Source organism: Streptomyces sp. NPDC002156, from assembly GCF_053593675.1.
In genome coordinates, this window is sequence record NZ_JBSFDA010000020.1 from 68,360 (window position 1) to 89,369 (window position 21,010).

The window sequence follows — 21,010 nt, forward strand, 5'->3', positions numbered from 1 at the left end:
AACGGACGGACCGGCGTCATGACCGAACGGACCGCGGCCGAGGCCCGGCGCAGGCTCCTCGTGGTGGAGGACGAACCCAGCATCCGCACCCTGCTGGAGTCCACCCTCCGCCTCACCGGATACGAGGTGACCAGCACCGACAGCGGCCGAGCGGCCCTCACGGAGACCGCGCGCCTCGTCCCGGACCTGATCCTCCTGGACGTGACCCTGCCCGACCTGGACGGATTCGAGGTGACCCGGAGACTGCGGGCGGCGGGAAACGACGTACCCGTGCTGTTCCTGACCGCCCGCACCGGCCTCCACGACCGTCTCACCGGCCTCGGCGCCGGCGGGGACGACTACGTGCCCAAGCCCTTCAGCATCGAGGAGGTGCTGCTGCGCATCGAGGCGATCCTGCGCCGCACCGGCGCCGCGCTCCCGCCGGCCGAGGAGGAGCAGCGGCTCAGCTTCGCCGACCTGGAGATGGACGAGCACGCGCACGAAGTGCACCGCGCCGGCGCGTACGTCCCGCTCTCGCCCACCGAGTTCAAGCTGCTCGGCTACCTCATGGAGAACGCCACCCGGGTGCTGAGCAAGGCCCAGATCCTCAACCACGTGTGGGGGTACGACTTCGCGGGCGACGCACGCATCGTCGAGACGTACATCAAGTACCTGCGCAGAAAGATCGACCACATCGATCCGCCGCTGATCCACACCGTGCGCGGGGTCGGCTACTGCCTGCGGCTGCCCCGCGAGCGGACGGGAGCCGACGGCCGGTGAGACCACTTCCGCACCGGCCGCCGGGTTCGCTGCGCACACGGCTGATCCTGGGCGTCACCGTCCTGGCCACGGCGGCGGTGCTGGCCTCCCAGCTGGTCGGCTTCGTCGTGCTGCGCTCCTGGCTGCTTGACCGGGTCGACCAGCAGCTCGACGACTTCCACCCGCCTACGCGCGCCTACACCGACGCGCTCCGCGACGACCTCCCCGACGGCCGGCCGGGCGCCGGCACGCTGCCCTCCGACTTCCAGGTCTACTTCTACGACTCCGAGGGCCGGCGCCTGAACCTGTCGATGGGTACGGGAAAGCGGGCCGGGCCCCGGCTTCCCGACTCCGCCGCCGGTCTCCGGCTGCGCGAGGCACGTCCGGCGAGCGTCCCGGCGGCGGACGGCGACAGCAACTGGCGGGTGGTCAGGTACTCGGGGCCGGACGGGATGAGCGCGGTGGTGGCGCTGCCGCTGGACACCGTCGACGGCGCCCTGTCGAGGCTCGGGTGGCTGAACCTCGGCCTGCTGGCGGTCACGGTCCTGGGCCTGGTCGCCCTCGGCCGATGGGTGGTCCGGCTGGGGCTGCTGCCGCTGACCCGCATGGAACGCACCGCCGAGGACATCACCGCCGGCGATCTCGGCCTGCGGCTGACCGACACCGACGCGCGCACCGAGATCGGCCGGCTGGGCAGGGTCCTCAACACGATGCTGGACCGGCTGCAGCGGGCCCTGCGGGAGGGGGAGGCGTCGGAGGCGCGGATGCGGCGCTTCGTCGCCGACGCCGGCCATGAACTGCGTACGCCCCTCACCGCGATCCAGGGGTACGCCGAACTCGCTCTGCGCCCCGAAGTGCGCCCGGAGCGCGAGCGGCGGGAGGCCAACCGGCTCATCGTGCACAACGCGGAGCGTATGAGCCTGCTCGTGGACGACCTCCAACTGCTCGCCACCCTCGACAAGGAACCCTCCTACCGGCGCGAACCGGTGGACCTCCTCTCGCTCGCTGCGGACGCCGTCAGCGCCGCCGCGGCCCTGCACGGCACCACCCACCCGGTCGACCTCGGCCCGCTGTGCACCGAGGCCGACCCGACCGGCACCGACGAACTCGAACTCGTCGAGACAGTGGGCGATCCGCACCGCCTGCGGCAGATCCTGGAGAACCTGCTGTCCAACGCGCGGACCCATACCCCGCCCGGAACCGCCGTGCACATCCGCGTGGGCACGGACCGCCAGGGCCGCACCGGCGCCTCGCCCGCCCTGCCCGAGGGGGTTCCCGTGGCGGTGGTCGAAGTCGCCGACGAGGGCCCGGGGCTCGGTCCGCACGACGCCGCGCACGTCTTCGAACGCTTCTACCGGGCCGATCCCTCCCGCTCCCGCGCGCACGGCGGCAGTGGGCTCGGACTCGCCATCGCCGCCACCATCGCCGAGGGGCACGACGGCCGCCTCGAACTCGACACGGCCCCGGGCCAGGGCTGTGTCTTCCGCCTGGTCCTGCCGTATCTGCCCGCCGAGTGGCGGACCGGCCGACCGGGCGGCAGGGCCGACGGCGCCGGAGGCGGGGCGTAGCGGTCTCTTGGGGCTGACTTGAAGGCGTCGTTGGCCGGTCTTGGCCCGCCCCTCATCTCGTGTACCGACGACCTTCACATCGAGGCCACCAGACCCTTCCGTGCCGTTCGGTACCCCTGGGAAACTCCAGGCGCCCCCATTCCGTCACGTACCGCTCATCGCCGTCATCAGGACGAGAGGCCCTTCACCCATGCCCGAAGTCAACCGGCGCCGCTTCCTCCAACTCGCGGGCGCGACCACGGCGTTCACCGCGCTCTCCAGCAGCATCGAGCGTGCCGCCGCCCTTCCCGCGCACCACCGCACCGGCACGATCGAGGACGTCGAGCACATCGTCGTCCTGATGCAGGAGAACCGGTCCTTCGACCACTACTTCGGTGCGCTGCGCGGAGTGCGGGGCTTCGGTGACCCGCATCCGGTCACCCTGGACAACGGCAAGTCGGTCTGGCACCAGTCGGACGGCACCAAGGACCTGCTGCCCTTCCACCCGGAGGCCGACGACCTCGGCATGCAGTTCCTGGAGGGCCTCCCGCACTCCTGGCCCGACGGGCACGCCGCCTACAACGGCGGCAAGTACGACAAGTGGGTGCCCGCGAAGGGCGCCACGACCATGGCGTACCTGACCCGTGAGGACATCCCGTTCCACTACGCCCTCGCGGACAAGTTCACCGTCTGCGACGCCTACCACTGCTCGTTCATCGGCTCCACCGACCCCAACCGCTACTACATGTGGACGGGTTACACCGGCAACGATGGCAAGGGCGGCGGCCCGGTCCTCGGCAACGACGAGGTCGGCTACGACTGGACGACCTACCCGGAGCGGCTGGAGGGGGCCGGGGTCTCCTGGAAGATCTACCAGGACATCGGCGACGGCCTGGACGCGGCCGGCTCCTGGGGCTGGATCCAGGACGCCTACCGCGGCAACTACGGCGACAACTCGCTCCTCTACTTCAACAAGTACCGGGGCGCCAAGGCGGGCGACCCCTGGTACGACAAGGCCCGCACCGGCACCGACGTGAAGAACGGCGACGGCTACTTCGACCGTCTGAAGGCCGACGTCAAGGCGGGCGCGCTCCCGCAGATCTCCTGGATCGCCGCCCCCGAGGCGTTCTCCGAGCACTCCAACTGGCCCTCGAACTACGGTGCCTGGTACATCTCGCAGGTGCTGGACGCGCTCACCTCCAACCCGGAGGTCTGGGCGAAGACGGCGCTGTTCATCACGTACGACGAGAACGACGGCTTCTTCGACCACCTCGTACCGCCGCTGCCGCCGAAGTCGGCCGCGCAGGGCAAGTCCACGGTGGACGTGTCGCTGGACCTCTACAAGGGCGACGCGAGCCGGGTGGCCGGCCCGTACGGTCTCGGCCCGCGCGTGCCGATGCTGGTCGTCTCGCCCTGGAGCAAGGGCGGTTACGTCTGTTCCGAGACCCTCGACCACACGTCGATCCTCCGGTTCATGGAGGAGCGCTTCGGGGTGCGCGAGCCCAACATCTCGCCCTGGCGCCGGGCCGTCTGCGGTGACCTCACCGCCGCCTTCGACTTCTCCCGCAAGGACGCGCACCCGGTTCCGCTGCCGGAGACCGACGGCTACGAGCCGCAGGACCGGGACCGCCACCCCGACTACAAGCCCACCCCGCCGGCCGACCCGCGCATGCCCCGCCAGGAGCGCGGCACCCGCCCGGCCCGCCCGCTCAAGTACGCCCCGTACGTGGACGGTTCGGCCGACCCGGCAGCCGGAAAGTTCACGCTCGCCTTCGCCTCGGGCAGCCACGCGGGCGCCGCCTTCGTGGTGACGTCCGGCAACCGCACCGACGGCCCCTGGCACTACACCACCGAGGCCGGCAAGACCGTCTCCGACACCTGGAACTCGGCCTACTCCAAGGACGCGTACGACCTGACGGTGCACGGCCCGAACGGCTTCCTGCGAGTCTTCAAGGGCCGGGGCAAGGGCGCCGCCGGACCCGAGGTGACCGCCCGGCACACCGGCGACGACGTCGAGCTGACGCTCACCAACAAGGGCTCCGGCACAGTGGAGTTGACGGTGAGCAACGGGTACGGGGGACAGGCCCGCAAGATCAGGGTGCGGGCCGGGGCGACCGTACGGCACCGGGTGGACCTGGGCGCCAGCAGGCGGTGGTACGACCTGACGGTCACCTCCGGCGCGGACGCGTCGTTCCTGCGCCGGTTCGCCGGGCACGTGGAGAACGGCCGGGTGGGCGTGAGCGATCCGGCGATAGCGGCCTGCTGACAGGGCCTGCTGACGTCGCCTGCTGAGGGTGTGGGGAGTGGGCCGGGGTGCCTTGACCGGGACATGGTTGTCATCCAGCCATGCCACGGTAGTGTGCCCCGGTGACCACGCAATCGAACATACCTGCAGGTTGGTACCCGGATCCCCACGGAGCCCCTCAGACGCTCCGCTACTGGGACGGATCTCAGTGGACCGACCACACCAATGCCGACCAGCAGCAGGCGCAGCAGCCCCAGGCCCAGCAGCCGCAGGCGGTGCCGGTTCAGCAGCCCCAGCAGGGGTTCGGCCAGCCCCAGGGCCAGCCGCAGAAGGGGTTCGGGTCGGCGCAGCCGGCCGCCGGTGCCGACCCGCGGGTCCAGCGGCAGGTGCAGCAGCAGGCCGGGGTCGCGGCGGGCGGGGCCGGTGGCGGCACGCTGTTCAGCGAGCCGGTGCTGGTGGTGAACCAGAAGGCCAAGCTGATCGAGCTGACCAACGAGTACAAGGTCATGGACCAGCAGGGCAAGGAGCTGGGCTCGGTCGTCCAGGTCGGCCAGAGCGCGCTGAAGAAGATCCTGCGGTTCGTCTCCAGCCTCGACCAGTTCATGACGCACAAGCTGGAGATCCGGGACGCCTACGGGCAGCCGGTGCTGCTGCTGACGCGGCCCCGGAAGTTCCTGAAGTCACGGGTGATCGTGCAGCGTCCGGACGGTTCGCCGGTCGGTGAGATCGTTCAGCAGAACATGATCGGGAAGATCAACTTCGCGATCAACGCGGGCGGTCAGCAGGTCGGCGCGATCAAGGCCGAGAACTGGCGGGCCTGGAACTTCTCGATCGTCGACCACGCGGAGAACGAGGTCGCCCGGATCACCAAGACCTGGGAAGGTCTGGCGAAGACGATGTTCACGACCTCGGACAACTACGTCCTGCAGATCCACTACCAGCTGCCCGAGCCCCTGCTGAGCCTGGTGGTGGCGACGGCACTGACCGTCGACACGGCACTGAAGCAGGATTCACGGGGTCTGGGCTGACGGGGGCTGTTCACGGCTGAGGGGGCTGTTCGGTCGGTTCACAGGGGCCGACCGAAGTCTCTGTTCACGGACGTGTTGATGGCGGCCGCTGGTTCACAGAGGCCGGTCGGTTCACAGGCGCCGGTCGGTTCACAGAGGAGCGTGGTGCCCCGCCCCCGCGGCGCGTTCACAAGGACCGGTCGGTTCACAGAGACGTGAGGTGTCCCGGCTCCGACGGCTGCCGGGGCATCAACCACGGTTCGTACGGCGCCGGATGGGCCGGGTGGGCCTCCAGCGCGAGGACCGACGCCACCGGATGCTCCTCGTCGTCGAGGACCGAGGCTTGGACCGCGGCCGGGATCGAGGCGGGCACTGACACGGGCACCGACACCGGGTCCGGCGTCGACCGTGACAGCGTCACCACACCCCACCCCGCGAGCCCCGCGCCCGCCAGCGCCAGCAGCAGGCCCGCCGCCCCGCCCTGGAGTCGCTCGCCGAGCAGCGTCAGGCCGATGATCGCCGCCGCGACCGGGTTGGCCAGGGTCACCAGGGCCAGTGGGCCGCCGAGGCCGCCCCGGTAGGCGGTCTGGGACAGGATCAGGCCGCCCGCCGCGAACGCCGAGACCAGCAGCGCCACCCCGATGACCTGCCAGCCGGGCAGCGCACCCGAGCCGGCTGTCGCCGCGACCGTCACCGTCTGGGTGAGCGCCGAGGCCACCCCGGATGCGATGCCCGACGCGCTCGCGTGCCGCAGCCCGGGCTTGGCGCCGGGGCGGGCCAGCACCCCGATCAGGACCATCGTCGTACCGGCGACCGCGAGGGCCTCCGGGAGAGTCAGCACGTCGTCGGGCGCCGGACCGGACGCCGTGACCAGGATCGCCGCCAGGCCGAGCAGCGTCAGGGCGGTGCCGCGCCACTCCACCGCGCTGACCCGCCGCCCGGCGACCCGTGCGCCCAGCGGCACCGCGGCGACCAGGGTGAGCGCGCCCAGCGGCTGCACCACCGTGAGCGGTCCGTACTTGAGGGCGACCACGTGCAGCAGCGCGCCCGACGCGTTGAGCAGCACCGAGCCCCACCAGGCGCCGGTCGCCAGCAGCCGCCGTATCCCCGCGTCGGCGTTGCGGGAGGCGAGCCGTTCCTGGGCGACGGCCGCGGCGGCGTAGGCGACGGCGGACAGGAGGGAGAGGGCGACGGCGACGAGGGTGGCGGTGTTCATCTGCCGGCCCCCAGTCCCGCTCCCACGAGGGCGGGCTCGTCGGCCGGGGCGAGCCTGCTGCCCTGCCCCTGCCCGGCTGTCGACTCGGTGCGGTGCGGCAGGTGGACGACCGCGAGGGCGATGCCCAGCAGGGCCGACGCCACGATCGCGTCGAGCCAGTAGTGGTTCGCCGTACCGACGATGACCAGCAGCGTCACCAGCGGATGCAGCAGCCACAGCCAGCGCCAGCGGGAGCGGGTCGCGACGATCAGGCCCATCGCCACCATCAGGGCCCAGCCGAAGTGCAGCGACGGCATGGCCGCGAACTGGTTGGACAGGGTGTCGGCCTCGGGCGAGGCGCCGTAGACCGTGGGCCCGTACACCTGGCCGGTGTCGATGAGGCCGGCCGCGCCCAGCAGCCGGGGCGGGGCCAGCGGGAAGGCGAGGTGGATGACCAGGGCGGCCCCGGTGACCACGGCGAGGACCCGGCGGGCCCAGACGTAGTGGGTGGGGCGACGCAGGTAGAGCCAGACCAGGAAGGCGGCGGTGGCCGGAAAGTGCACGGTCGCGTAGTAGGTGTTCGCGACGTGGACCGCGGTGTCGCTGTGCAGCAGCGCCGACTGCACGGCGCCCTCGCCGGGGAGGTGGAGGGCACGCTCCCAGTCCCAGACGCGGGTCGCGTTGTGGAAGGCCTCGGCGGTGTGTCCCGTCGCCAGTTGCCTGCCGAGTTTGTAGACGAGGAACAGGCCCGCGACCAGCAGGAGTTCACGGACGAGCGGCGGCCGTCGTATACCGGCGGGTTCCGCCTTGGCAGGCGCGGTGCGGGCTTCCATCCCCCGACCCCTTCGGTAGTGCGTCTATGGGCGTGAACTCGTCTGTACGGGCGCTCAGCTCATCGATACGTTGGTGTACCGATACGAGAGTGTACCGAAACGAATCCGTTCCGGTACACTGGCGTATCGATGGACTTACGCCACACTCGAATCGGGAATAAGCCACAGAGCAGCCCGACACGAACGACAGAAACGACAGGAACGAGGAGCGCAGTCATGACGTCGCAGGCCGCGGAGGGACCGGAACCGGTCGTCGCCTCCCGCCGCTCCAAGATCACGCCGGAGCGTGAGCAGGAGTACTTCGACGCCGTGCTCCTCCAGATCCGCGAGTGCGGATACGAGGCGCTGACCATGGAGGGCGTCGCCGCCAGCGCGCGCTGCAGCAAGTCGACGCTCTACCGGCAGTGGAAGACGAAGCCCCAGTTCGTGGCCGCCGCGCTCCGCGCCAACCGGCGCGCCCGCTTCGCCGACGTGGACACGGGGACCCTCGCCGGGGACCTGCGCGAGGCGGCGCGGGCGGCGGGCGAGTGGTCGGGCCACGACACCCGGCTGATGCAGGCCCTCGGCCATGCCGTCATGCAGGACCCGGAGCTCCAGGAGGCGCTGCGCGAGGCGCTCGTAGAGCCGGAGCTGTGCGCGTTCCGCGAGATGATCCGGCGCGGGATCGAGCGCGGCGAGGTCGCCGCCGACCATCCGGCGCTGGAGTACGTACCGGCACAGATGATGGGCGTCCTGCGGGTCCGCCCGGTCCTGGAGGGTCAGTACGCCGACCCGGAGTATCTCGTGAGGTTCGTGGAGGCCGCGGTGCTGCCCGCACTCGGACTCACCTGAGACGCAGGCCGCCGCCCGTGGCATGACCGGACGGTGACCTGTTCGCGCCGACCCGTGGGGACGGGGGCGGCGCGCACCCCCCGGCCGGGTGGGGTTCCTCTTGAGCGGAGAGGCGCCCCACCCGGCCGATCCACGTGATCACACGTTCTGCCCGCTGCCGTCCCCCGACGAGACCTTGATGCCGGCGGTGATCTCGTCGATCACCGACTCCTTCTGGTCGGCGTCGACACCGAAGCGGACGACGACGATCTGCTGGGGGTTGGAAGGCGCGGGGAAGGCGAGCGACTCGACGAACCCGTCGGCGCCCTTGCTCGTGACCGCCTTCCAGCGGACCAGGTAGCCCTTCTGTCCGGCCACGGTCACCGCCTTGGAGGCCAGCACCTCGTGCGAGGTGATCTTCCCGTAGGTCGTACCGCCGTACGACTCCTCGGCGTTGGCCTCGATGTCCGCCTTGGCGACCGCCTCGGCGGTGCTGCCCGCGGTGCCGAGCGCCAGCGCGGGCGCCGAGTACGCCCCGCCCTTCGTGCAGGTCTTGGTCGTGTCACCCGGGCACTTGTACGAGCTGTCCGAGGTCACCTGCCCGCCCACGCTGAGCGACTGGCCGTACCAGCCGTCGGGGATCGGGATGCTGATCCCGTTGACCGAGTCGGGCACCGACCCGCTGTCGATCCTCGGGCTCTCCGAGGGCTCGGACTGCTGCGGATCGGGCGTCTGCCCGCCCGAGCCACCGCCGGTGCCACCACCGGGCCCGCCCTGACCGCCACCGCTCTGGCCACCGGGCCCGCCTTGCCCACCGGCGCCGCCCTGCCCGCCGGGTACCTGCGAGCCCACATTGCTGCCGCTGCTGCCGTCGTCCTTGGTCAGTGCGTACACACCGCCGCCTATACCGGCGAGGACGGCTATCGCCACCGCCACGGCTATACCGGTGCGCAGCCCGCGCCGGGTGCCGGTGTCCGTCGGTGAGTGGTCCGGATACGCCGGATACGACCCGCCGGCGGCCAGCACCGGCGGACCCCAGGCGGGGGCCGAGCCGTCGAGACGGGTCTGTTCCGTCCATGCCTTACCGTCCCACCAGCGTTCGGTGGCGGGGCCGTCACTTGTCTGCCCGGGGTCGGGATACCAGCCGGGAGGAGTCTCCTGCGTCATGCCCCCACCGTATGAGGCAAGGGTGAAAGCCGGATGAGAGGAGTCACCTTTCCTCGGGGAAAGACGCAGAAAGGCGGTCCGAGATGCCGAGATAGCGGGATACGGGAGGTCGGCCGCCGTCCGCCGACAGCCGCAGCGGGGCCTTCTGGCCGCCCGGGGCAGCGGCTGGGGGTGAGTGGGCCGGGGATGCTCGGTGCCGGGCGCCGTTGCCTTCCGGGCGAGTGTCCGTAAGGCCGCGAACGTGGGCGGAGGTCCCGGGACGGGGAGGGGGCAGGCCCTCCCGGCCACCAGCCGTACCGGCGCTGTTCCGCTGTCGGCGGCAGCCGCAGTCCCTCCCGACCGGGGGTGCGTGAACCAGGGACGCCTGGCGCCTGTCCTGTCCGGCCGGGTGCGCGGGGAGGCCGTGGGTGGTCAGGAGTCCGAAGGCCGCGAAAGCGTGCGCCTGCATCGCGGTGGAGTGCAGCCTCGGCTCGACGGGAGGTCAGGCGCCTTCCACCACCAGTCGCACCGGGGCCTTCTCCGCTGTCGGGGGCAGTCGAAGGCCCTCCCGGCCCGGGGTGATCGAGCCGAGGATGCTCGGGTGGTGGGCGCCGGTGCTGTTCGGGTGGGTGCCTGGGAGGCCGTGGGTGGTCAGGAAGCCGAGGATCGCGAAGGCGTAGGCCTCCTTGGCGGTGGATGGCAGGCCCAGGTCGTCGGAGGTGCGTAGTGGCAGGCCTGGGAGGCGGGCTTCGAGCATCCTCATCAGTACGGGGTTGCGGGTGCCGCCGCCCGAGGCGATCACCTCTGCCGCGCCCACCGTGCGGACGGCGTCGGCGACCGTGCGGGCCGTGAGCATCGTGAGCGTGGCGATCACGTCCTCGGCGGACAGGGTGCCCAGGCCGGCCAGGGCGTCCTGGAGGTAGCCGAGGTGGAACAGCTCCTTGCCGGTGGTGCGGGGTGCGGGCAGTGCGTAGTACGGCTCGTCCAACAGGCGTCGCAGCAGCGGGCCGTGGACTGTGCCCTGGGCGGCCAGGGCGCCCTCGGCGTCGTACGTGAGTCTGCCGCCGCTGAAGCCCTTCGTCGCCGCGTCGATCAGCGCGCAGCCCGGTCCGGTGTCGAAGGCGGTGCCGTCCGGGGCGGTGAGGTTGGCGATGCCGCCGAGGTTCAGGGCGACGGGGGTGCCCGGTCGGCCGCGCAGCCACAGCAGGTCGACCAGGCTGACCAGCGGGGCGCCCTGGCCGCCGGCGGCGATGTCGCGCGGGCGGAAGTCGGCGACCACGGGCAGTCCCGTTGCCTCGGCGATCCAGGCCGGTTGGCCGAGTTGGAGTGTGCCGTGCGCCCGCCCGGCATCCACCCAGTGGTAGACCGTCTGGCCGTGCGAGGCGATCAACTCCGCTTCCCCGCCGCACAGTTCGTGCACCGCACGGACGGCCGCCGCCGCGAAGGCCTGCCCGATCCTGGTGTCGAGGCGGCACACCTCGGACAGAGAGGTGGTGGCCGGGGGCAGCGCCGCCGCCAGTGCCTCCCGCAGTTCGGCGTCGTACGGCTCGCTCACCATTCCCAGCGGGCGCAGTACGAGGCTGTCGCCGACCAGGGTCAGCTCGGCCGCCGCCGCGTCGATGGCGTCGTACGACGTCCCGGACATCAGACCGATCACCCGCATACCCTCAACCCGCCTTTCCGGTAACGGGCTTGGTGCTCCTGGGGGAGGCGGCGAGCGCGAGCACGCTCACCGCGCACACCGTCGCCGCGTAGTACGCGGGGATGTCCACGTTCCCCGTCCGCTTCACCGTCTCCGTGATGATCAGGCCCGCGCACCCCGAGAACACGGCGTTGGAGAGGGCGTAGGCGAGGCCGAGGCCCGTGTATCGCGAGCTTGTCGGGAACAGTTCGGCGAGCATCGCCGGGCCCGGACCCGCCATCAGCCCGACCACCGCGCCCGCCCCGAACACCGCCACCCCCTTCACCGCGTTCGAACTACCCGCGTCCTGAAGGAGGTTGAGCAGCGGCACCGCCAGGAACACCACCAGCACCGCCCCGGCCAGCATCACCGGCCGCCGCCCCACCCGGTCGCTGAACCACCCGGCCGGGACGATCGTCGCCGCGAACCCCAGATTGGCCAACACCGTGGCGAGCAACGCCTGTTGGAAGCTCGCGTGCAGGGTGCTCTGGAGATAGGAGGGGAGTACGACGAGGAAGGTGTAACCGGCGGCCGCCCAGCCCATGATCCGCCCGGCTCCGATCGCGACGGCCCGTGCCACTTCGCGGGTCGGCGGGCTCTGCGCGACCGATACCCGTGCGAAGGCGGGCGTCTCCTCCAGCCGCAGTCTCAGCCACAGCGCGCCCAGCCCCAGCGGCAGCGTCAGCAGGAACGGCAACCGCCAGCCCCAGTCGGCCAGTTGGACCTCGGTGAGCAGCGTGGCGAGCAGGGCCGCCGTGCCCGCCCCGGCCAGCAGCCCCAGCGCCACCGTGAACGACTGCCACGACCCGTACAGCCCGCGCCGCCCCGGTGGCGCGAACTCGGTCATCACGGAGACCGCGCCACCGAACTCCCCGCCCGCCGACAGCCCTTGGACCACTCGGAGCAGCGTCAGCAGCCAGGGTGCGAGGGCGCCGACCGTGTCGTACGTCGGCAGCACGCCGATCAGCGTCGTGGCGCCCGTCATCAGCGCGATCACCAGGATCAGCACCGGACGCCGGCCGATCCGGTCACCGAGCCGGCCGAACACGGCCGCGCCCACCGGCCGGAAGAAGAACGCCAGCGCGAAGGACGCATACGTTTTCACCAGTGCCTCGGCCTCGCCGCCGCCCTCCGGGGTGAAGAAGCGGGCCGCGATCACCGTCGCGAAGTAGCCGTAGACGCCGAACTCGTACCACTCGATGAAGTTCCCCACCGAGCCCGCGAACAGGGCTCTGCGGGAGTGCTCAGGTCGAGGGGGCCGCAGGTCGGGGGCGGGCGCGGGCGCGCTCATGGAGTTCCTTTCCGGGGGCGCGGGCAGGGTGGTCGAGGGGGCGCGTCAAGGGGCGGATGTGCGCCCGCCGCGACGGAAAATTAGCTTCATTTCAGGGGTTGTTGACTGTCAATAACTTTCACGACGCCTGGTGGCGGGCCCGCCGCGTCGCCCTGCCGCACTCCCTGTCACTCGTCCCGGCAACACCTGCGCGGACCCGCCTCCACTTCGGCAGCCGGACGGCTAGTCTCAAGTTCTGTACGTCGTTCAGGCGATACCGGGGAGGTAGCGGGATGACGGAGGAACGGCCCGGGACGGCCGGCTCTGCCGCCCTGTGGGAGCGCGACACACAACTCGCCGCCGCCGAGCGGGCGATCGACGCCCTGTGCGCCGACGCCGCCTCCTCGGGCAGCCTGCTGCTCCTCACCGGCGAGGCGGGCCTCGGCAAGACCGCGCTGATGGCCGAAACCCGGCGCATCGCCGAGCGGCGCAACTGCACGGTGTGGTCGGCACGCGGCGGCGAGACCCTCAAGTCGGTCCCCTTCAACGTCGTACGCCAACTGCTGCAGCCCGCGCTCCTGTCGCTGATGCCGGAGGAGGCCCGCGAGTACCTGGGCGACTGGTACGACATCGCCGGCCCCGCCCTCGGCATCTCGGAACCCGGCGATCGCATGGCCGACCCGCAGGGCGTGTGCGACGGCCTGGTCGCGGCCGTACGGCGGCTCGCCAAGCGTGACTGGCCGCTCGTCCTGCTCATCGACGACGCGCACTGGGCCGACCAGGAGACCCTGCGCTGGCTGGCCGCGTTCGCCGAGCGGCTCGACGACCTGTCCGTCCTGGTCGTGGTCGCCCGCAGGCCCGACGAGGCCACCGGCGACCGCGCCGACCACCTGGAGGCGATCGCCAGGACGGCGGTGGGCCCCGTCGCCGCGCTCGACGCGCTGACCCCGGCAGCCGCCGCGGGCCTCACCCGCGCCACCCTCGGCCCGCACGCCGACGGCCCCTTCTGCCGCGAGGTGTGGGCGGTCACCGCCGGCAACCCGTACGAGACCGTCGAACTCCTCGCCAAGGTCCAGGACGCCGGACTGGCCCCCGTCGAGGCGTCCTGCGGCAGCCTGCGCGAACTCAACAACTCGGCGCGCGGCGGCGGCCTCGTCGCGCGTCTCCAGGAACTGGGTCTCCCGGCCACCCGCTTCGCCCAGGCGGCGGCCATTCTCGGCTCGGGCATCAGGGTGGATCTCGTGGCCCGGCTGGCCACTTTGGGGCCCAACGAGGCCTACCGCTGCGCCAACCTCCTCTGCACCGAACGCATCCTCACCGAACCCGACCTGACGGCCGGTCAAGTCAGCGACAGTGAGCTGGAGTTCGTCCACCCGCTGATCGCCACCGCCGTGTACGACTCCATCCCGGACGGCATGCGCACCGCCATGCACGGGATCGCCGCCCAGGTCGTCACCGAGTCCGGGCAGGGCGCCGCGGCGGCCTCGCACCACCTGCTGCACGTCTATCCGGACGACGACGAGGAACTCGTCGACCAGCTCCGCGAGGCGGCCCGCGAGCACCAGGCGGTCGGCGCCCCGGACGCGGCCCGCAGCTGTCTGGAACGCGCCCTGCTGGAACCGCCCCGCCCCGAGAGCCACGCGCACGTCCTCTACGAACTGGGCTGCGTCACCCTCCTCACCTCGCCCGCCACCACCATCGGACACCTCCAGACAGCACTCGCGCTGCCCGGCCTGGAGGGCGCCCTGCGGGTCGACGCGATCGTCCGCCTCTCCCAGGCACTGCTGCACAACAACCAGATGGAGGAAGCGGTCCGCACGGTCGAGGAGGAGGCCACCCGGCATCAGCCGGGCCCCGCCCGTATGCGGTTGCAGGGCGCGCAGTTCATGCTGGAGTGCCTCCACGGGGGCGACGCGCCGGCGCCGGGCCGCTCCGAGCGCCTCGCCGAGCTGGCCCGCCCCTGCACCGGCCGGGACAACTCCGAGCGCGCCCTGCTCATGCTGCGCGGCTTCGACGCCATGGCCCACGGCGAGAACGCCGAGGAGGTCGTGGAGGCGTGCGACCGAGCCCTAGTCAACGGCCGCCTCGCCCCAGGACTCGGCTGGACCGACCCCGAGTGGGGCATCGAACTGCTGCTGATGCTGGCCTGTTCGTACGCCTACACCGACCGTCTCGACCGCGCCGAGGCCCTCTATAACGAGGCCCTGCGCGCCTACGAGGCGGCGGGCTGGAGCGGCGGCCATCTCTCCCTCGCCCATGCGTACGTCGGTCTCGGGCACCGCAGGCGGGGCCGCCTCAGAGAGGCCGAGACCTCCCTGCGCGAGTCCCTGCGCCTCGCCGAACGCGTCGGGCGCGGCCTGCCCCTGTACTGGTCGGCGACCTGCAACCTCGTCGACACGCTCCTCGCCCGCGGCCATGTCCAGGAGGCCTGGACCGTCGCCGAGCAGTACGGCTTCGCCCCGCCCTACCCGTCCACCATCGTGCTGCCCGAACCCCGCGCCGTACGCGGCCGGTTGCTCCTCGCCGTCGGCCGCACCAAGGAGGGCATCAACGAACTGGAGGCCGCGGAGAAGGCGGCGACCGCGCGGGGATTCCACAACCCGGTGCTCGCCACCTGGGCCGTCGACCTCGCCCGCGCCCTGGCGACGGAGGACCCGCTCCGGGCCGCCACACTGGCCTCCGACGCCCGCCGGCACGCCGAACGCTTCGGCACGGACACCGCCATCGGCGAGGCCCTCCGCTGCGCGGCGAGCCTGGAGACCGGCCAGCGCGCGGTCCGGCTGGCCGCCCAGGCGGTCGCCTATCTGGAGGCGTCACCCTGCCAGTACGAACACGCGGCGGCCCGCGTCGAGTACGGCATCCTCGCCCGCTCCGTCGCCGAGATCCAACGCGGCCTGACCCTGGCCAAGTCGTGCGGCGCCGACGGCCTGGTGGCCCAGGCACGGGACGTCCTGGAGACGGGCCGCGGCCTGCGCTGACCGACGAGGCGCCTGGCACGTGGGTCACACCCGGAGCAACTGCTCCGTGACCTTCTCCAGGCGCCTCCGCACTCCCTCGTCGTATGCCTCCTCGTGCGCCCGCGCCGGGCTCGTACCGTCGAAGTAGCGTCCGCTGCCCGACTCCCGGGTCACCAGTGCGAGAACGCCCGCCGCGCCGTCGGCGACGCTCGACCAAGGGGTGACACCGGCCTCGCGGACCATCGTGGTGTCCATGTAGGTGGCCGGGTGCAGCACGTTGACGGAGATGTCCTGGGCGGCCAACTCCTCGGCCAGGGTGAAGGTATGGGCGGCGAGCGCGAACTTGCTGCGGACGTACGCCGTGGTCCCGCTGTAGCCGCGGGTGAGTTCGGGATCGGTGAAGTCGAGGGGTGCCTGACCGGCCGAGCCGACGTTCACGATCCGCGAGGGCGCACCCGCGCGCAGCGCCGGCAGCAGGGCGCGGGTGAGGACGACCGGCGCGAGGTAGTTCACCGCGAGCCGCAACTCGTGCCCGTCAGCGCTCAGTTCACGCCCCGAGCCGCGCGGACCGGCCCCGACGCCCGCGTTGTTGACGAGCACGTCGAGGCTCGGGTGCGCGGCCGAGACCTCGGCGCCCAGCTTCCGTACGGCGGCCAGTGAGGCCAGGTCCGCGACGAACCCCTCGGCCGCGCCCTCGGTCCGCAGCTCCGTGACGAGTTGCTCGGTGCGGCCGGGATCGCGCCCGTGGGCGAGCACGGTGTGCCCGGAACGGACCAGCTCGAAGGCGACGTACCGGCCGAGCCCCGAAGTGGCGCCGGTGATCAGAACAGTGGACATGCCTCCACGGTAGGCACGGGAGGCAGACATGTACGAGATGCTGCTGGGACTACGACCGGCAGAGTCACCCTTCCGTACGGTCCTCCTCCGTACTGTCTTCTTCCGCCAGTACGCGCTGCGCCGCCGCGAACGCCGAGTTGGCCGCCGGGACCCCGCAGTACATGGCCGTCTGGAGCAGCACCGCGCCGATCTCCTCGGGGGTGAGGCCGTTGCGGCGAGCAGCCCGGACGTGCATCGCCAGCTCGTCGTAGTGGCCGTGCGCGACCAGCGCGGTGAGCGTGATCATGCTGCGCTCGCGCCGGGTGAGCGTCGGGTCGGTCCAGATCTCGCCCCATGCGTAGCGCGAGATGAAGTCCTGGAAACGGGCCGTGAAAGGTGTCTGGCGCGACTGGGCCCGGTCCACGTGCGCGTCGCCGAGTACCTGTCGCCGCACCTCCATGCCCCGCAGGGGCACCGCCCCGAAGTGCGGGCGCAGCGCGGCCAGTACGGCCTCCGGGCACTGCGCGACCGCCAGATGCGAGGCGCCCGGCAGCTCGACGAGCGTGGCACCGGGCACGGTGTCCGCGATCTCCCGCAGATGGGCCGGTGGAGTGGCCGGGTCCTGCCGCCCGGCGACGAGCAGCGTGGGCACACCGATCTCGGCCAGCCGGTCACGCAGGTCGAAGGCGCCCAGCGCGTCGCAGCAGGCGGCGTACGCGTCAGGGTCGGCGTTCCGGTGATCCGCGACCAGCTCCGGCACGGTGAAGCCGGACGTGAACCAGCGCGCGTCGGCACTCTCCGCGAGCCCGGCCAGCCCTTCGCTCCGCACCAGCGCGGCCCGCTCCTCCCACGGCTTGCTGCCGTTGAAGTGGGCCGAGGAGCAGAGAACGGCGAGCGAGGACACACGCTCGGGGTGGTGGAGGGCCAGGTGCAGACCGACGGCACCGCCCAACGACACGCCCGCGTAGGCGAATTGCTCGATCCCGAGCGAGTCGGCGAGCGCCAGCACCAGCGCGGCGAGATCACCGACGGTGGCTCCGGGCCCGATCAGGTCGGGCGCCGAACCCCCGTGCCCGGGCAGGTCCCAGCGGACCACCCGGTGGGTGACGGACAGCTCGGGCGCCACCTTGTCCCAGAGGGCGTACGACGTTCCGAGCGAGGGTCCGAGCAGCAGCGGGGGAGCGGTGGCGGAGCCCTCGACGCGGTGGTGCAGCAGCTTGTCGGTCACGGTCGCTCCAGAGCACGATCGGTGAGGGCTCCGGCGGAGCCGGTGTAACGGGCGGGGTCGGTCAGGTCGTCGAGGGGGAGATCCTTCAACTCCGGTTCCTCGGCGAGGAGTTCGGCGAGCGTTCGGCCCTCGGTGTAGGTACGGGCGGCCACTTCGGTGAGGAGGGCCTTCGCGCGGGCCCGGCCCAGCACCGGCGCGAGTTCGGCGGCGAGGCGCTCGGAGACGATCAACCCGTGGGTGAGGCCCAGGTGTTGGTGCATGGTGTCTGCGTGGACCCGTAGCCCTTCGGTCAGTTCGACGGCGTCCCTGGCGGCGCCTCCGGTGACCCGGAGCAACTCCCTGAGCGGCTCCCATTCGGCGTGCCAGGCGCCGGCCGGCCGTTCGTCCTCGGCGACGAGAGCGCCGTACAGGGTGGCCGCGAGCTGCGGTGCGCGCCGGGCGGCAGCCGCGATCAGCGTAGACCGTACGGGATTTGCCTTGTGCGGCATCGCGGACGAACCGCCGCCGCTGGCCTCGGAGACCTCGGCGATCTCGGTACGGGCGAGGGTGAGTACGTCGGTGGCGATCTTCCCGAGGGCTCCGGCCGTGAAGGCGAGCGCTCCGGCGAGATCCGCGACCGGGGTGCGCAGGGTGTGCCAGGGCAACAGCGGTTCGGCGAGGCCGAGTTCACGGGCGTAAGCGGCGACCAGGGCCTGCGAGTCAGTGGTTCCGTACGCGGCGAACGCGGCCAACGTGCCTGCGGCGCCGCCGAGTTGGGCGGGGAGAGCATGGCGTACGGCCGTCAGGCGGTCGCGTGCGTCCAGGACCAGCGAGCGCCAGCCCGCCGCCTTCAGGCCGAACGTCGTTGGTACGGCGTGCTGGGTGAGGGTGCGGCCCGGCATCGCGGTGTCGCGGTGGTCGGTGGCGAGTCGCGCGAGGGCCCGGGCGGTGCGGTCGAGGTCCGTGAGGAGCAGGTCCAGGGTGCGGGCGGCGACCAGCATCGTCGCCGTGTCCAGGATGTCCTGGCTGGTCGCACCCCGGTGGACGTACGGCCCGTACTCGGCGCCGACCGCCGCCGTCAGGTCCGCGACCAGCGGGATCACCGGGTTGCCGCCGGACCGGGCGCGCAGCGCGATCGACCGTACGTCGAAGGTGTCCGGGGAGTCGGCTGCCGCGTCGACCGCCGTGGCCGCCTCCGCCGGAGCCAGCCCCAGCCCGGCCTGGGCACGGGTCAGCGCGGCCTCGGCGTCCAGCAGTGCCCGTAGATACGCGGTGTCGCTCGTCGCGGAGGCCGCCGGGGAACCGGCCCACCCGGGGGAGAGCAGGCCGGTGTCGGCGTCGTCGGCGGTAGCGGCATCGGCAGGTGGTGTCACTCGAACTCCAGGAAGACCGTCTCGCCCTCGCCCTGAAGGCGGATGTCGAAACGGTACGTCCGTCGCTCGCCCTCGGCGGCGATCAGCGTGGCGCGCCGCTCGGCCGGCAGGGAGTCGAGCAGCGGGTCGGCGCCGTCCGCCAGATACGCACGCGTGTACAGGTGGTGCAGCAGACCGCGCGCGAACACGCACACGCTGATGTACGGCAGACCGGCGTTGCCCGGGGGCAGCGTGTACAGCGCGAAGTGGCCGTCGGCGTCCGTGGCGACCCGCCCGAAGCCCGTGAAGTCGGTGCCGTTGCGGCCAAGGTAGCCGCCCGTCACCGGGTTGCGGCGCAGAGAGCCGGGGGCGCCGGTGAGGGAGCCGCCGGGCGCCGCCTGCCAGAACTCCAGCAGGGCGTCGGGGATCGGATTGCCCTCACCGTCCAGGACGTACCCGTGGACGGTGATCGTGTCCGGGTGGCCCTTGGGCGCGACCTGCTCGCCCTCGGGGAAGGGGAGCGCGTAGCCGTAGAAGGGGCCGACGGTGTGGGACGGGGTGGGGAGAAGGCGCTCCGGGGACTCCGTAGACTCCGGGGACTCGGTCGGGGACAGCTGGGACTTCTGGGAGACGCTCATCAGTCGCGGCCTTCTTCGATCCAGGTGGCGGAGGGACCGTCGAGGACGATGTCCCACTCGTAGCCGAGCGAGAACTCGGGCTGGGACAGGTCGTGGTTGTACTGGGCGACCAGCCGGTCACGGGCCGCCTCGTCGGTCACCGAGCGCAGGATCGGGTCGTAGCGGAACAGCGGGTCGTTCGGGAAGTACATCTGCGTCACGAGCCGCTGCGTGAACGCCGTGCCGAACACCGAGAAGTGGATGTGTGCGGGCCGCCACGCGTTGGTGTGGTTGCGCCACGGGTACGCGCCCGGCTTGATCGTCGTGAACTTGTACCGCCCCTGATCATCCGTCAGGACCCGCCCCACGCCGGTGAAGTTGGGGTCGAGCGGCGCCGGGTGCTGGTCCCGCAGATGCGCGTACCGGCCGGAGGCGTTGGCCTGCCACAGCTCGATCAACTGGCCGCGCACGGGGCGCCCGTTGCGGTCGAGGAGCCGGCCGGAGACGGTGATGCGCTCGCCGAGCGGCTCGCCCTGGTGCTGGATAGTGAGGTCGCTGTCGATGTCGGTGATGTCGGTGGCACCGAACACCGGCCCCGACAGCTCGACCGTCTCCGGGTCCCCGCCGTTCACCGCGACCAGCGGCTGTTTCGGGTAGCGCAGCAACGAACTGCGGTACGGGGCGTAGTCGCGCGGCGGATGGTTCTGTACGGGGGCGCCTTCGGCGACGGCCTTGTCGTAGGCGTCCTGGAGGTCGCCGACCTCGATGTTGATGTCCGACTGGGTGAGAGCCATGGGGAGTTCCTAGCGGTCGGAAGTTTCTAGCGTTCGAGGACGAGGGCGAGGCCCTGGCCCACGCCGATGCAGAGGGTGGCGACACCGACTCCCGTGCCTTTGCGGGCGAGTTGGTGGGCGACGGTCGCGGCGAGGCGGGCGCCGGATGCGCCGAGCGGGTGGCCGATGGCGATGGCCCCGCCCTGGGGGTTGAGGATCGCCGGGTCGAACTCGGGCCATTCGGCGACGCAGCCGAGGACCTGGGCGGCGAACGCCTCGTTCAGTTCGAGAGTTGACAGATCGTCAAATCCCTTGCCCGCCTTGGCGAGTGCCCGGTTGACGGCTTCGACGGGGGCGAGGCCGAAGTAGTCCGGGTCGATGGCCGAGACGCCGGTCGCGGAGACCCGGGCGAGGGGTTCGCGGCCGGTGGCCTTCAGCCCCTCCTCGTCCACCAGAAGCAGGGCAGCGGCTCCGTCGTTGAGTGGCGAGGCGTTGCCCGCCGTGACCGTGCCGCCTTCCGTGCGGAAGGAGGGCTTGAGTTTGGCCATGGCCGCCAGGGAGGCGTCGGCACGTACGGACTCGTCGGCGCCGAAGACGGCCGGGTCGCCCTTGCGCTGGGGGATGGTCACGGGGGCGAGTTCGGTGTCGAACAGGCCTGCCTGCTGGGCGGCGGCGGCCTTGTGGTGGCTGGCGAGGGCGAACTCGTCCTGCTGCTCGCGGCTGATCTTGTGTTTGTCGGCGATGAGTTCGGCGGACTCGCCCAGCGGGATGGTCCACTGGGGGTCCATCTTGGGGTTGGTCATGCGCCAGCCGAGG

Annotated in this window: 17 protein-coding genes; 6 read left to right on the plus strand and 11 right to left on the minus strand. The window is 71.8% G+C overall.

The annotated features are described in order from the left end of the window. The first annotated feature begins 18 nt into the window (after positions 1–18). The 4 genes from ACWCRB_RS11890 to ACWCRB_RS11905 all read left to right on the plus strand — a co-directional run bounded on the left by ACWCRB_RS11890 (position 19) and on the right by ACWCRB_RS11905 (position 5,558). Entirely contained in the window at positions 19–759 is a 741-nt protein-coding gene (locus ACWCRB_RS11890; RefSeq protein ID WP_450995904.1) for a response regulator transcription factor, read from the plus strand. Further along, positions 756–2,306, plus strand: a complete 1,551-nt coding sequence (locus ACWCRB_RS11895; protein ID WP_450995905.1) for a sensor histidine kinase — start codon at positions 756–758, stop codon at positions 2,304–2,306. Before ACWCRB_RS11890 ends, ACWCRB_RS11895 begins: the two co-directional genes overlap by 4 nt. A 190-nt stretch (positions 2,307–2,496) precedes the next feature. Then, positions 2,497–4,551 (plus strand): phosphocholine-specific phospholipase C, encoded by a 2,055-nt coding sequence (locus tag ACWCRB_RS11900; protein WP_450995906.1) that lies wholly within the window; start codon positions 2,497–2,499, stop codon positions 4,549–4,551. Positions 4,552–4,652: 101 nt separating this feature from the next. Next, the gene (locus ACWCRB_RS11905; protein WP_450995907.1) at positions 4,653–5,558 is read left to right on the plus strand and encodes a phospholipid scramblase-related protein; all 906 of its coding nucleotides are present in this window, start codon (positions 4,653–4,655) and stop codon (positions 5,556–5,558) included. A 184-nt stretch (positions 5,559–5,742) separates the two neighbouring features. On the opposite strand, the gene ACWCRB_RS11910 is transcribed toward ACWCRB_RS11905, so the two are convergent. Then, on the minus strand, positions 5,743–6,753 hold the full coding sequence (locus ACWCRB_RS11910; RefSeq protein ID WP_450995908.1) for a hypothetical protein: 1,011 nt from the start codon (positions 6,751–6,753) through the stop codon (positions 5,743–5,745). Then, positions 6,750–7,565, minus strand: a complete 816-nt coding sequence (locus ACWCRB_RS11915) for a phosphatase PAP2 family protein (protein WP_450995909.1) — start codon at positions 7,563–7,565, stop codon at positions 6,750–6,752. The genes ACWCRB_RS11910 and ACWCRB_RS11915 overlap by 4 nt, the downstream gene beginning before the upstream one ends. 216 nt (positions 7,566–7,781) lie before the next feature. Between ACWCRB_RS11915 and ACWCRB_RS11920 the strand changes: the two genes are divergently transcribed. Next, complete coding sequence (locus ACWCRB_RS11920; RefSeq protein WP_450995910.1) at positions 7,782–8,396, plus strand: TetR/AcrR family transcriptional regulator C-terminal ligand-binding domain-containing protein; 615 nt, start codon at positions 7,782–7,784, stop codon at positions 8,394–8,396. A 138-nt stretch (positions 8,397–8,534) separates the two neighbouring features. On the opposite strand, the gene ACWCRB_RS11925 is transcribed toward ACWCRB_RS11920, so the two are convergent. The 3 genes from ACWCRB_RS11925 to ACWCRB_RS11935 all read right to left on the minus strand — a co-directional run bounded on the left by ACWCRB_RS11925 (position 8,535) and on the right by ACWCRB_RS11935 (position 12,493). Further along, complete coding sequence (locus ACWCRB_RS11925; RefSeq protein ID WP_450995911.1) at positions 8,535–9,542, minus strand: DUF2510 domain-containing protein; 1,008 nt, start codon at positions 9,540–9,542, stop codon at positions 8,535–8,537. A 481-nt stretch (positions 9,543–10,023) separates the two neighbouring features. Then, complete coding sequence (locus tag ACWCRB_RS11930; RefSeq protein WP_450995912.1) at positions 10,024–11,184, minus strand: anhydro-N-acetylmuramic acid kinase; 1,161 nt, start codon at positions 11,182–11,184, stop codon at positions 10,024–10,026. A 4-nt stretch (positions 11,185–11,188) separates the two neighbouring features. Further along, a complete protein-coding gene (locus ACWCRB_RS11935; RefSeq protein WP_450995913.1) occupies positions 11,189–12,493 on the minus strand; it encodes an MFS transporter in 1,305 nt (434 codons plus the stop codon). A gap of 272 nt (positions 12,494–12,765) precedes the next feature. Here ACWCRB_RS11935 and ACWCRB_RS11940 point away from each other — a divergent pair, with 272 nt between their 5' ends. Next, entirely contained in the window at positions 12,766–15,450 is a 2,685-nt protein-coding gene (locus ACWCRB_RS11940; RefSeq protein WP_450995914.1) for an ATP-binding protein, read from the plus strand. A gap of 24 nt (positions 15,451–15,474) precedes the next feature. Here ACWCRB_RS11940 and ACWCRB_RS11945 read toward each other — a convergent pair whose 3' ends face one another. From ACWCRB_RS11945 to ACWCRB_RS11970, 6 genes are all read right to left on the minus strand, one after another. After that, entirely contained in the window at positions 15,475–16,266 is a 792-nt protein-coding gene (locus ACWCRB_RS11945; protein WP_450995915.1) for an SDR family NAD(P)-dependent oxidoreductase, read from the minus strand. Between the two features lie 64 nt (positions 16,267–16,330). Next, entirely contained in the window at positions 16,331–17,473 is a 1,143-nt protein-coding gene (pcaDC, locus tag ACWCRB_RS11950) for a bifunctional 3-oxoadipate enol-lactonase/4-carboxymuconolactone decarboxylase PcaDC (RefSeq protein ID WP_450995916.1), read from the minus strand. Continuing rightward, a complete protein-coding gene (gene pcaB, locus ACWCRB_RS11955; RefSeq protein WP_450995917.1) occupies positions 17,470–18,825 on the minus strand; it encodes a 3-carboxy-cis,cis-muconate cycloisomerase in 1,356 nt (451 codons plus the stop codon). Before pcaB ends, pcaDC begins: the two co-directional genes overlap by 4 nt. Further along, positions 18,822–19,442: a protocatechuate 3,4-dioxygenase subunit alpha gene (pcaG, locus tag ACWCRB_RS11960; protein WP_450995918.1), complete on the minus strand. Its 621-nt coding sequence runs from the start codon at positions 19,440–19,442 to the stop codon at positions 18,822–18,824. The genes pcaB and pcaG overlap by 4 nt, the downstream gene beginning before the upstream one ends. Further along, positions 19,442–20,215 carry a protocatechuate 3,4-dioxygenase subunit beta gene (gene pcaH / locus ACWCRB_RS11965; RefSeq protein ID WP_450995919.1) on the minus strand — a complete coding sequence of 258 codons (774 nt, stop codon included), beginning with the start codon at positions 20,213–20,215 and terminating at the stop codon, positions 19,442–19,444. Before pcaH ends, pcaG begins: the two co-directional genes overlap by 1 nt. A 26-nt stretch (positions 20,216–20,241) precedes the next feature. Beyond that, a partial coding sequence (locus ACWCRB_RS11970; protein ID WP_450995920.1) for a thiolase family protein occupies positions 20,242–21,010 on the minus strand: 769 nt, incomplete at its 5' end.

What these genes read in the sequence shown, in the direction of transcription:
- ACWCRB_RS11935 (WP_450995913.1), bottom strand. Translation starts at nt 12,493, where the DNA reads ATGAGCGCGCCCGCGCCCGCCCCCGACCTGCGGCCCCCTCGACCTGAG.
- ACWCRB_RS11940 (WP_450995914.1), top strand. Translation starts at nt 12,766, where the DNA reads ATGACGGAGGAACGGCCCGGGACGGCCGGCTCTGCCGCCCTGTGGGAG.
- ACWCRB_RS11915 (WP_450995909.1), bottom strand. Translation starts at nt 7,565, where the DNA reads ATGGAAGCCCGCACCGCGCCTGCCAAGGCGGAACCCGCCGGTATACGA.
- ACWCRB_RS11900 (WP_450995906.1), top strand. Translation starts at nt 2,497, where the DNA reads ATGCCCGAAGTCAACCGGCGCCGCTTCCTCCAACTCGCGGGCGCGACC.
- ACWCRB_RS11920 (WP_450995910.1), top strand. Translation starts at nt 7,782, where the DNA reads ATGACGTCGCAGGCCGCGGAGGGACCGGAACCGGTCGTCGCCTCCCGC.
- pcaH (WP_450995919.1), bottom strand. Translation starts at nt 20,215, where the DNA reads ATGGCTCTCACCCAGTCGGACATCAACATCGAGGTCGGCGACCTCCAG.
- ACWCRB_RS11930 (WP_450995912.1), bottom strand. Translation starts at nt 11,184, where the DNA reads ATGCGGGTGATCGGTCTGATGTCCGGGACGTCGTACGACGCCATCGAC.
- pcaG (WP_450995918.1), bottom strand. Translation starts at nt 19,442, where the DNA reads ATGAGCGTCTCCCAGAAGTCCCAGCTGTCCCCGACCGAGTCCCCGGAG.
- ACWCRB_RS11925 (WP_450995911.1), bottom strand. Translation starts at nt 9,542, where the DNA reads ATGACGCAGGAGACTCCTCCCGGCTGGTATCCCGACCCCGGGCAGACA.
- ACWCRB_RS11945 (WP_450995915.1), bottom strand. Translation starts at nt 16,266, where the DNA reads ATGTCCACTGTTCTGATCACCGGCGCCACTTCGGGGCTCGGCCGGTAC.
- ACWCRB_RS11910 (WP_450995908.1), bottom strand. Translation starts at nt 6,753, where the DNA reads ATGAACACCGCCACCCTCGTCGCCGTCGCCCTCTCCCTCCTGTCCGCC.
- ACWCRB_RS11890 (WP_450995904.1), top strand. Translation starts at nt 19, where the DNA reads ATGACCGAACGGACCGCGGCCGAGGCCCGGCGCAGGCTCCTCGTGGTG.